At 27.9% G+C, this 12,367-nt stretch carries 9 protein-coding genes; 5 read left to right on the top strand and 4 right to left on the bottom strand.

What is annotated here, in order from left to right; genetic code table 11:
* Positions 1-12: 12 nt before the first annotated feature.
* A complete protein-coding gene (locus tag PF569_02990) occupies positions 13-453 on the bottom strand; it encodes a hypothetical protein (GenBank protein ID MDA3855200.1) in 441 nt (146 codons plus the stop codon).
* A gap of 246 nt (positions 454-699) precedes the next feature.
* On the opposite strand from PF569_02990, the gene gyrA reads away from it, so the two are divergent.
* Positions 700-3,150 (top strand): DNA gyrase subunit A, encoded by a 2,451-nt coding sequence (gene gyrA, locus PF569_02985; protein ID MDA3855199.1) that lies wholly within the window; start codon positions 700-702, stop codon positions 3,148-3,150.
* Positions 3,151-3,203: 53 nt separating this feature from the next.
* Here the strand turns inward: gyrA and PF569_02980 are convergent, their stop codons facing one another.
* Positions 3,204-3,866 carry a nitroreductase family protein gene (locus PF569_02980; GenBank protein MDA3855198.1) on the bottom strand — a complete coding sequence of 221 codons (663 nt, stop codon included), beginning with the start codon at positions 3,864-3,866 and terminating at the stop codon, positions 3,204-3,206.
* Between the two features lie 131 nt (positions 3,867-3,997).
* Between PF569_02980 and PF569_02975 the strand changes: the two genes are divergently transcribed.
* Positions 3,998-4,351 (top strand): hypothetical protein, encoded by a 354-nt coding sequence (locus PF569_02975; GenBank protein ID MDA3855197.1) that lies wholly within the window; start codon positions 3,998-4,000, stop codon positions 4,349-4,351.
* On the opposite strand, the gene mutS is transcribed toward PF569_02975, so the two are convergent.
* Positions 4,344-6,833, bottom strand: coding sequence for a DNA mismatch repair protein MutS (gene mutS, locus PF569_02970; GenBank protein MDA3855196.1), 2,490 nt, complete (start codon positions 6,831-6,833; stop codon positions 4,344-4,346). The two genes, PF569_02975 and mutS, sit on opposite strands and share 8 nt — an antisense overlap.
* 188 nt (positions 6,834-7,021) lie before the next feature.
* Between mutS and PF569_02965 the strand changes: the two genes are divergently transcribed.
* Complete coding sequence (locus tag PF569_02965; GenBank protein MDA3855195.1) at positions 7,022-8,098, top strand: HD domain-containing protein; 1,077 nt, start codon at positions 7,022-7,024, stop codon at positions 8,096-8,098.
* A 1-nt stretch (position 8,099) separates the two neighbouring features.
* Here the strand turns inward: PF569_02965 and PF569_02960 are convergent, their stop codons facing one another.
* Positions 8,100-9,806, bottom strand: coding sequence for an FAD-dependent thymidylate synthase (locus PF569_02960; protein MDA3855194.1), 1,707 nt, complete (start codon positions 9,804-9,806; stop codon positions 8,100-8,102).
* Between the two features lie 124 nt (positions 9,807-9,930).
* Here PF569_02960 and PF569_02955 point away from each other — a divergent pair, with 124 nt between their 5' ends.
* Entirely contained in the window at positions 9,931-10,599 is a 669-nt protein-coding gene (locus PF569_02955; GenBank protein ID MDA3855193.1) for a hypothetical protein, read from the top strand.
* 213 nt (positions 10,600-10,812) lie between these two features.
* Entirely contained in the window at positions 10,813-12,183 is a 1,371-nt protein-coding gene (locus PF569_02950; GenBank protein ID MDA3855192.1) for an MBL fold metallo-hydrolase, read from the top strand.
* The last annotated feature ends 184 nt before the right edge of the window (positions 12,184-12,367 follow it).

Genomic DNA, 12,367 nt, shown 5'->3' with positions numbered 1-12,367 from the left:
GATTAATAAATTTTACTCTTTTAAATATTCACCAATATTCATTATATTAATTATAGCATGTTTTTGGTCTTGAATGAATTTAGCGTATCCTAATATTGTTTCTTGATATTCAACTATATAGTATTGATTTTCTACTAATCTTTGATTACAATTTACACTATCAAGACTTAAAGATTTTGCATATGTGAAGTTTAAAGATTGCTTTTCAGACTTAATCTTAATTGGTTTAGTATTTTGATGAATGTATTTTAATAGATAAGATGAAGGAAGTAATTTTTGTAAATTAACAAAGATTAAACCATTAGTAAATACTTCATCTTTATTTAATTTTTTATTAGTCAAGAAGATATTGCTGTTTTTTACAATTAGAGACTTGTTTGAGGTAAATTCGTCAATTTTATCTTCAGGTAGACAAAATTTTTCTAAAAATTCTCGTAATTCTCTAATATCCATAGTAAGATAGTATCACTTTTAATTTATAAAAGTTGACTCTACTAATAAAAAGATTAAAATTCTCTAAAAATAAATTAAAAATTGTAAATTTTTAGTCATTTCTTAACAAATGAAGATTTGTGAAGAAATAAAATCTCTTCAATTTTGACTTCTAAAATGCCTTATTTTTGAAATTTGTGATTTTTTGAAATTATAAACTCTCCAGTGAATACAAATATACAATAAACGAAAATGAGAAAGTTTAGTATGGATAATAAGGAACTAAGAACAAAAAGTGTTTTTATTGAAAATGAAATGAAAGATGCCTATCTTTCATATGCTATGAGTGTTATTGTTGGAAGAGCTCTTCCTGATGTTCGTGACGGATTAAAGCCTGTACATAGAAGAATTATGTATGCAATGTTTAGAGAAGGATTATTACCAAATAAGAAATTCTCTAAATCAGCCGGAGTAGTTGGAGAGGTATTAAAGAAGTATCATCCGCATGGAGATAGTAGTGTTTATGATGCTATGGTTAGAATGGCTCAAGACTGGAACTTAAGATATCCTCTTGTTCAAGGTCAAGGAAACTTTGGTTCTATTGATGGTGATAACGCAGCAGCTTATAGGTATACTGAAGCTAAGATGTCAAAGATTGCAGAGAAACTTATGGATGATATTGATAAGGAAACTGTTACATGGGTTCCTAATTTTGATGGTACTGTTAATGAACCTGCAGTACTACCTTCATCATTTCCTAATCTTTTAGTTAATGGTTCTTCAGGTATTGCTGTTGGTATGGCAACAAATATTCCTCCACATAATCTTGGAGAAGTTATTGATGCTGCAGTTGACTTTATTGATAATCCAGAACAAAGTATTGAAGAAATTGTTAGAAAAGGAATTATTAAAGCGCCAGATTTTCCTACAGGTGCATTGATACTAGATAATGTCTCTGTTAAAGATTTTTATTTGAGAGGTCAAGGTTCAATTACTATGAAAGCCGTGTGTTCTGTTGAAGAACTTGCTAAAGGAAAGAGTGCAATTATTATTGAAGAAATTCCTTATCAAGTAAATAAAGTTAATTTAATTAATCAAATAGTAGAATTAGTAAAAACTGGAAGAGTTAAAGACATTTCAGATATTAGAGATGAGAGTAATAAGAAAGGAATTAGAGTTTTCATTGAGATTAAAAAAGATATTGATCCAAATATTGTTTTGAATCAATTGTATAAATTTAGTTCACTTAGAACAAACTTTAGTGCCAAGATGCTTGCAATTGTAAATGGAGTTCCAACTGTTTTAAATTTGAAAGAGTATCTACACAATTTTATTGCATTTAGAAAAGAGATTGTAGTTAATAGAACTAAATTTGATTTGAAAAAATCTGAAGAAAGATTACATATTATTGAAGGTCTAAAAATTGCACTAGATAATATCGATGATATTATTATATTAATTAAAAAATCTAAATCTGGAGCTGAAGCAAAAGAAGGACTTATGAACACATATTCATTTAGTGAACTTCAAGCTCAAGCAATTCTTGATATGAGATTACAAAAACTAACTGGTCTTGAGATGGAAAAGATTAGAGCAGAATATAATGCAATACTAGAATTAATTAAAGGATTCAAATTTATTTTAGAGACTGTTTCAGAACAATATAAAATTATTAGAACTGAATTATTAGAAGTTAAAGATAAATACAATAATGAGAGATATTCTAAATTAATTAGAGATGAGAGTATTATGTCAATTGAAGACCTAATTCAAGATGAAGATTTTGTTGTAATGATTACTCAAAATGATTACATTAAGAAAGTACCCCTAGAAGATTATAGAAGTCAGAAGAGAGGAGGAAAAGGTTCTAATGCTCACATCAAAGATGAAGATATGATTAAGAATTTATTCGTTGCTAATTCAAAAGATAATGTTCTAATCTTTACTAATGATGGAAATATTAATTGGATGAAAGCTTATGAAGTTCCAACTATTGCAGGACAGAGTAAAGGAAGACCAATTGTTAACTACATTGACCTAAGAGGAAAGAAGATTGCAAGTGTTGCAAATGTTCCTGACTTAAAAGAAGGATACTTGATTTTCCTAACTAAGAAAGGTATTATTAAAAAGACTGAAATGAAGAACTTTGCAAAACCAAGAGCTGGTGGAATCAAAGCAATTAATTTAGATGAAGGAGACACTGTTCTAAATGTTATTTATACAAAATCACATGAAGAAGATATTATTTGTGAGAGTAATGTAGGTCTTGCGATTAGATTTAAACAATCTGATCTTTCAGTTTTAGGAAGAGTTGCTAGAGGAGTTAAAGCAATGAATCTAAGAGGAGAAGAAGAAGTTATTGGAATCGAGCTTGCTCACCCAGGAAAGACCATGTTTACAATCAGTGAGGCAGGTTTTGGAAAGAGAACATTGATTTCAGAGTATCCCACTATTAAAAGAGCTGGAAGAGGAGTTATTGATATTAAGACTGATGCAAGGAATGGAAAAGTTATTACCATGAAAGCAGTTGGTGAAGAAGATGAAGTATTAATTGTTACAAAACATGGAAAGATTATTAGAACTCCAATTAGTGATGTAAGAATTATCGGAAGAAATACTAAAGGTGTTAAAATTGTAAATCTTCATGGTGATGATAGAATTGAGAGAGTTGAGAAAATCATTAGTGAAGATTCAGTAGAAATTGATGATTTGAAATAATTATAAATTAATATTAATTCTTTAAAAATATTTTTTATGAAAAACTAAAAAAACTATCTATGCCTTTCTCCCCATTTCTCATAAAATAACATTTCCATTGTTTCAAGTTTTGGAACTTGAGGATTCTCTAGAGGATAACCTATAGGAATTATTGCATCTATTTTCTTATCCATTGGGACACCTAAAGATTCTTTTAATACTTCATTATCTCCTGCTTCAACCCAACACGCTCCCAAGTCCTGAAAGTGAGCCGCCATTAAAACATTTTCAATTACTGCTGCAACATTTTGAATAGAATATAATTCACCTCTCATCGGATAAAGTGCAGAGAGTTCTGAGTCATCTCTTACAACTACTAATAAATATGGCGCTTGAGATAACCAGTATTGTTGAATCGCAATTTTACCACATTCAATTCTCTTTTTTGAATTTTCCACAATTATAATTTTATAATTTTGAACATTACCTGCACAAGGTGCATTCATTCCAGCTTCAACTACATCACAAATTAATTTGAAATCAACTGGTTTTTCTGAGAATTTTCTAATACTCCTTCTTGTTTTGAATTTTTGAATTCCTTGCTCACAAGCTTTCTTTTTTAGTTTAGAATTTTCCTTTCTTAAAAATTTTAATTCTTCCTCTTGAGTCATTTGCTTAATCTCATCATCATAATAATTTGACTTTCTTCCAAGAAGTTTATTTATTTTATCTCTCATCTTAAGTATTTTTAGAATTAAATGTTTATAAAATTATTGAAAAGTTTTAAATAGTAAACAAATGTGGATTTTTTGTTTTGTCTATATTTTTGTTTGGAATATTTTATATTATATACAAAAGAATCATATTTATGGATAAAAAAAATGATAACAAGAACTATCAAATGATTAGAAATCATTGGAAAGATGCAATTATAGTTGCAGGAGTATCTATTGGATTAATTACAGTCCTAAATTACGCGACAATGAGTGACCCTGCATCTAGAGATAATAAAAAATATAATTCTACTATTAGTCAATATGCAGATCTAAATCAAGATAATTCAATTTCAATAGCTGAAAAAAAAGAATTTGATTTAAGATTAATTGAAGGTTCAGGATATAAAATGATGGAAAAGGGGGTTTTTATTGATCCAAATGGAGAAAAGATTACTAGAAAAAATCTTGAAAAACTAGTTTCTAATTATGAAGACTCTCTTAAATAAAATCTCCTAAACCTTTATTTTTGTTATCAGTATTCTTCTTAGATTTCTTTACTAAAGTTTCTTTGAATTCTTGCTTAATTACAATCTCTTCTTTTTCTTCAATATTTGTTTGAACTTCCTTTGCTCTGTTTAATACTTTTTCAGGAATTCCTGCAAGTTTTCCTACATAGATTCCAAAACTTTTATCTGTTCCACCTTTGATTATTTTTCTTAAGAATTCAACATTATCTCCTTCTTCACGAATCATAACATTGTAATTTTCAATTGTAGAGTAATATTCTGAGAGTTTATTTAATTGATGATAATGAGTTGCGAAAATTGTATCAGCACCAATCTCATTTAATTCTTCAGTTATTGCCCATGCAATTGAGAGTCCATCATAAGTTGAAGTTCCCCTACCTATTTCATCAAGCAGAACAAACGATTTTTCAGTCGCATTATTAATGATGTTTGCAGTCTCAGTCATTTCAACCATGAATGTTGATTGACCTTCAGATAGTTCATCATGAGCACCAATTCGAGTAAATACTCTATCATATATTTTAAGCTCTGCAGATTTTGCAGGGACAAAGAATCCAGCTTGGGCCATAATTATTATTAATGCATTTTGTCTTAGGTAAGTTGATTTTCCAGCCATATTTGGTCCAGTTACAATTTTTATAGTTTCATCTTTATCAAAAAAAGTATCATTAGGGATAAACTCAGTTATGAATCTCTCTACAATTGGATTTTTACCTTCAATTATTTGAGTTTTTTCATCATTAAATTTTGGCCTAGTATAATCATATAATTGTGAATTTAATGAATTATTTGTTAAAACATCAAGAAGAGCAATTTTTCCCGCAATTTCTTGGAATTTTCTAATATAGAATTTTAACTTTGATACTATTTCTTCAAATAGTACTTTTTCTAAATTCTTTATTTTTTCTTCAGCTCCTAAAATTTCTACTTCTTTTTCTTTTAATTCTTCTTTTGTATATCTAAAATTATTTGCAAGAGTTTGCCTTAGAATATAATCATCAGGAATCTTAGAAGATTGAGTCTTAGGAATTTCTATAAAATATCCAAATATTCGATTATATCTAATTCGAAGAGTTGAAATTCCAGTCCTTAATCTTTCAGATTCTTCAAGTTCTTTAATATAATCTTTAGAATTAAATGCTAAATCGAAAAGTTCTTTTAATTTATCATTGTAATCTTTTTTTATATATCCAATATCTCTTAGATGGGCTGGTGCAGATTCTGAAATAGAATTTTCTAAAAGTTCAGTTATCTCTTTTAATACATCTATTTTTTTTATTTGAGTAAGATATTCGCTTTGAAATAATGATAAAGCTTCTTTTATTTTTGGAAGTTTTTGAAGAGAAATTTTTAGAGCAAATAAATCTTTTGGAGAAACTAATCCTGAAGAAATTCTCGAAGTTATTCTTTCGATATCAAAGAACTCATCAAGCATTTCTCTGATCTCATCTCTTTCAATTATTAACTCATTTAATTCTTCAATCCCATCTAATCTTTTATTGATTTCTTTCTTATCTAATAGAGGTGTTACAATGTGTGATTTAAGGAGTCTTGCCCCAATTGAAGTTTTAGTATTATTTAAAATTCCATAAAGAGTTTTGGATTTATCTTTTATGTAAAGACTCTCAATTATTTCTAAATTTCTTAAACTAATTGAATCTAAAACCATATTAGATGATAGATTAATATATGTGATTTTGTTTATGTGAGATAGCTCTAATTTTTGAAGTTTGTAAATATAAAACAATAAAGCACCAGAGGAAATTACTGAGTATTCTTTTGATTCAAGTCCTAATTCTTCAGATTTATGTCCAAATTGTTTTTTTAGTATTTCGTTTGCATAATTAATATTGAATCTTATGTCAGATAAAAAATTATAATATATATTTGAATTTTTAATATTTTCCTTTAGTCCTCTTACAAATGAAGATTCATTTAAAATTATTTCATTAGGAGAATATCTCTTAATTATGGTTTTCACATCTTCTAATTTTGTTACTTGAGTTGTTAAAAATTCTGAAGTTGTAATATCAACTATAGATATTCCATATTTTTCAGAAATATCTTTTGGAGAATATATGCACATAATATAATTATTTTCAGAAGAAGAAAGGTATTCATCTTCCAGAATTGTTCCAGGAGTAATTACTCTTGTTACTCCTCTTTTTACCAAACCTTTTGCTTGTTTAGGGTCTTCTAATTGTTCGCACATTGCAACCTTGTAATTGTTTTGAACTAATTTTTTAATGTAGGGATTTATTGAATGAAATGGGACTCCTGCCATTGGAGTTTCACCTCTTTTTGTTAATGTAATTCCAAGAACTTTTGATGCAATTTTAGCATCATCATAGAATGTTTCATAAAAATCTCCTGCTCTAAATAAGAGAATACAGTCCGAATATTGTTTTTTTAATTCAAGAAATTGTTTCATCATTGGAGTAATTCTTTCTCCTTGTTCCATATTAAATTAAAAGAAAGATGATTTATAAAACTATTTGAAAATAGGATTTTTAAAATGCACATAAAAAATAATTATTTTTTAGTTTAGTTTGTGATGAAAGTTTAATATATACATAATATATTTGAAAAGTTGTGCGTACATTAAGTAGTAACATATATAACTATTGAAATATTCATAACAATAAGAGAATGCCACCAAGTCTAATAGTTAAAAGCGATGGAATTGAATTCAAGGGTAGTAATAAGTGTATTGGATGTCAAGAAGGAGGGAGTTTACAACATAGAATTAAAAATAATTTACTGTGTGATAACTCATATAATTTTGAAAGAATAATTCCTTCATTGAAATCTAAAGTTATTCCAATACAACCAAACTTCCTATTAGAACAACTATTAGAAAACAGAGTAAAGAAAAGAATTTCTGTCGGAGTGCCAAGGACTGATTTAAATGGAATTCCTAAAAAAGATAAAACTGGTCATGACATAACAGATTATATTTGTCTAAATATAGAATTTGACATAATTAATGGAGAAATAACTGACCGTGGTGCTTATTCTACATGTAAGTCAATTCAAACTCATTTTAGAGGTTATGATAATGAACCTCATTCTCACGATTTAAGAATGGGATTTCTTAGTGGATATCTTGGAAAATTTATATGGGAGAAAATAAATTTATCAAACAAATCTGAGTATAAAATATTACAAAAAGAATTTAGAGGAGCTATTGATAAAAGTGTGAATGAATATCACACAAATTATTTCAATCAACTAGTTTTCGCAGGTCTTCTTCATGATATAGGGAAAATATTTGTACCTTGGAATATCTTACATGCTCCAAGAAAATTAAGTAAAGAAGAGTTCCAAATTGTCACAAAACATGCAGAATATGGGGCAAGACTTTTAAAAAATATTCCAGGATTAGAATTTGCTTATTCTGCCGCAGGAAATCATCATTGGAGATCAGATGGTACAGGATATGGACTAGACTTAAAAGGAGAGAGCATTCCACTTGGTGCAAAAATAATAATGCTAGGTGACTTAAATGATGCTATGACTAATGATAGACCTTACCGAAAAGCTATTGAACAAGATGAATTTTTAGGAATGTTAACTGGAGAATATAAAGATCAATGGGGTCAAGACTTCCAAGGACATATAGACCCTATAATTCAAGAAATCGTATTAGATTATAGAGATGAATTTAAAGATATAACTATGAGATCAAAAACTGATGAATGTATTAATTTTTCATATTTTAAATGATTTAATTCAAACCTAATTCTTCTCTCTTTTTAGCAGCTTTTTCTTCTTGTTTTACTCTTGTTGCTTGAAGATCTTGATCTACTCGAATATATTTTGAGAAAATTGGAGCTTTTAATTGTACTAATTTGTATACTTCCTGAAATAATTTCCTGTATGAATGATGACCATGAGGAGTTGTTCTTAATTCTATAATGTATGCTAATTGACCAGGGTCCATTTCAAATGTAGTTCTTAATAAATGACCTAATGCTGCAATATATTCTGTTTCATAAATTTCTTCTTTGATTACTTCTCTGGAAAGATTTGTTATTTTTGTCATTATTTCATCATAGTCTTTTGTGAATTCTTCCATTCCAAGCAAATCCATATATTCAGGATAATCATATCCATGTATTGCTCCCATTCCTTGATATAATTGTGGTGAAGCTCTGTGTCTTTGATAATCACGATATGCACCAGCATCAGTTAAAAATTCAAATATGATTTTTCCATGCCTAATTGTTCTTGGCATTCTATCAAATTGACCTCTATCCCCTAATTCTGCTTCAATTATTTTTTCTTTGACATTTTGTGAGAGATATTCTGCTCTATTCTGACAATCTAAAAATGAAATTCCTTTTTTTCGAGAGTTTTCATATAAAATTGATGCAACAATTATATTGTCTAGATTATCAGAAGAAATTAATTTTACCCTATTACAATCTTCAATTCCGTGATGAATATCACCAAGATAGGACTTTTCAAATATGTCTTCAGTAATAGTTTGAGTTTTCTCTCTTTTTATTCTCAAATACTCATTTTCTTTTACATGAGTTAAAAGACCAGGTGATACTTTTATTGCTTCTTCATGCATCGATTTTGCAACGAGTCTTACTTCTTCTAGTGGATGAGATAACATTTCAGAGATATGTGATTCAGCAGTTCTTGCAGAGAAACCACATCCAAGAGAAGTTGCTACTCCTGTTGGAAGTAAATATCTTACTATATCAAATGCCTTTGCATTAAGAGTTCTCTCAAATGCAGATTCTCTTTGAAAGTCTTTCCTATTTATTACTTTATTTCCAACAAGAACATCCTTCACTACAGGTAAATATTTTTCATATAAATCCATTAATTCTTCCATATATTCTTTTATTTTTGGTCCAAATTTTGATTTTTCTAATTTAGGAGAATAAATTATATTTTCTTTTGAAAAACTTACATATCTTGTAGACTTTTCTTGGAAATCTCCAAGTGTTGGAAATGGAGCTTCAATTACTTTTGTGAATACTTCAGAAATATTTTCTACTGCAAATCTTATTCTATCTGCATCTTTTAGAGAATTATGACCATAATCAACGCCCCATTTTTTTAGAAAAATTGCAGCTTTATCATTGAAATATTGTATTCCCTTACGATTATCATTTTTTATAGATTCGGCCAAATCACCTAATGAAATAAAATCATCTTTTGTTATTTTTCCTTCATCAAAATTTTTTTGTGCATCTTCAAATAATTGTAAAAATCTATCCCTCATAGAATATGAAGTTCTGGAATATTGTCCCATTAAAAAAGCGTATAATTGCGAACTCATTGCATCAGTTGCACAATATACATTTTTATCAATATTTGTGAAAAAATGTAATAATACAGTTTTTTCATCTTTTGTGTATTCTCTTTTATTTAAAATTGGTGCTAATGTTCCTGTTTTTTCATATAAATCTTTCATAATAATTTAATGAAAAAAAGCCTTTATATGCTTTTTGTTAAATTTGATTGAGTACTCATTTATATTTAAAGAATAAAATGAAAACACAAACATTATAAAGGAATAATGTTGTAATTTAAGTAAATTGAAACTTAATGAATTAATAATTGCAACTTGTGCTTGTTTATCAATTGTAACATATTCATGTGCAGAATCTAAAAAATATGAATTCGATGATTTAAATAAAATAAATAACTATTCTAAAAATCTTTTTGTAGACCATTACGACCCATATTTTTACGAAGAACAATTTTTTCAGATTAGTGATGAAGAGCGGGAAGATCTAAGTAAAGAGGCTTTAAAATTAAATGGAAAAATAATCCAAAAACAGATTACCACAAATATTAAAAAATATTTATCTTATTATCCAAAATTAAGAAGAGTGATTAAAAAAGGAGAAAAATTAAGAGATAAGATTAATGACCCTGATTTTGAAATTACAGAAGATAAGAACAAGGAATGGTATTCGATTAGAGGTGGAAGAAAGTTAGTATTCGAGGGTTTAATGCCAGGAGGGGAAATCGAGATAAGAGGTGAAATTTTCAGCATAGATATTGGAACTATTACTCCTAGATTCATTTATAAAGATTCAAGATTAAAATATAACAAAAAAATTTCGGATTTTTGTGAACTAAGAGGAGAGGTTTATGAGGATGGTAAAATGGAGGCTATCCTTGCTTTAGCAGGCAAATTTGATGAAGAAATCATTTGGGGGAAAATGAAAAAGTTCAAACAATACATTCAACAAAAATAGCTACTTTTGATAATGTTCGATAATAAGAACATTTATAAATAAATAAACACAAATATCTTCTAGGATAGAATAAAGTATATTAAACTCGTTTATTATTTTACTTTTTTATTAAAAAGATATACTTAAATTTGAAGTAGTGAGAATTTAAGGAAAATACATTATCAATGAATAATATGATAATTTGTATACTTATTCTATATTTTAATTTAAAAAATGACAAAAAATAAACATAAATTATATGCAATGGGTGGAGTTAACGAAGCCGGCAGAAATATGGTAGCTTTTGAAATCGAAGACGAGATTATTATTTGTGATATGGGATTACAGCTTAGCAATCTTGTAGCTTATAATAATGAAGTAGATAACATGAGTGTTGAAGAGATGATTGAGAAAGACATTATGGCTAATCCTGAATTAATCATGGCAAAAAAAGATAAGGTTAAAGCAATTGTTGTTTCTCATGCTCACTTAGATCATGTAGGTGCTATTCAGTATATGGCTTCAAAATTTAATTGTCCAATTTATGGATCTCCATTTACAATTGAAGTTTTGAAAGTTTTAATGAAATCTTCTAGAAGTGTTAAAGAACCACTTAAAAATAAATTTATCAAAGTAAATGTTAATTCAAGTATTACTCTCCCTTCAGGTTTGGAAATTGAATTTATCAATGCAACACATTCAATCCCTCAAGCTGCAATTATTGCAATTCATGCTAAAGATGGAGTAATTATGTATGCTAATGATTTTAAATTCGATAATAGGCCTGCTTTAGGTCAAAGAACTAATTATGAAAGATTAAGAGAAATTGATAAGAAAGAAGGAATTTCAATGCTTGTTGTTGATAGTTTGAGAAGTAATCTTAAAAGAAAAACTCTTTCTGAAATTGTTGTAAAAGAAATGCTTAGAGATATTTTCATTGAAACAGATATTGTTAATACACAAGGTGTTGTTATTACAACTTTTGCATCACATATCACTAGACTTAAATCTATTATGGAACTTACTAACGAACTTGGAAGAAAATTAGTTTTTTTAGGTAGAAGTATGGCAAAGTATTGTAAAGCTGCTAAGAATGCAGGAATTATTGATTTTAAAGAAAAAGATGTAGCAATTGCTGAGAGTCCTGCTGAAATTAATAAATGGCTAGATATAATTAATAAAAATAAAAAAGATTATATTATTGTATGTACAGGTCACCAAGGAGAAGATAATGCTGTTCTTTCAAGAATTGCTGAAGCTAGAACTCCATTTGAATTAAAAGAAGATGATATTGTAGTTTTCTCATCCGAAGTTATTCCTACACAAGTAAATATTGAAGCGAGTCAAATTTTAAGTGCTAAACTTGAACCTTTTAGATGTAAAATATTTAAAGATATTCATGTTTCAGGACATGCATCAAGAGAAGATCATAGAGATTTATTGAATATGATTCATCCTAAATATATTGTTCCTGCTCACGGAGATATTAGATTAAAAGAAGGTATGATTGAACTTGCTGAAGAACTAGGTTATGAAGAAGGAAATACTCTTTTAGTTCTAGATGATCAAAAGGTTGTTGAATTCGAATCAATCAAAGATATTTAATATAATTTTTTAACTATATCTTAAACAAAAAAATCAATAACAAGCTTTTATTCTTCGAATTTTATATTAGGCTTTATCCGAAGTAGATTTATAAAGTTCAAATTTCTTTAATTATTATGATTCGTAAACTTGTACAAAAACAAATAATTCCTCACGAGAATTCTTTTCGTCAAGAATTAAATAA

It is taken from the genome of Candidatus Woesearchaeota archaeon (genome assembly GCA_027858315.1).
Classification (GTDB): Archaea; Nanobdellota; Nanobdellia; order Woesearchaeales; family UBA583; genus UBA583.
This window is presented reverse-complemented; position numbering and strand designations above follow the sequence as displayed.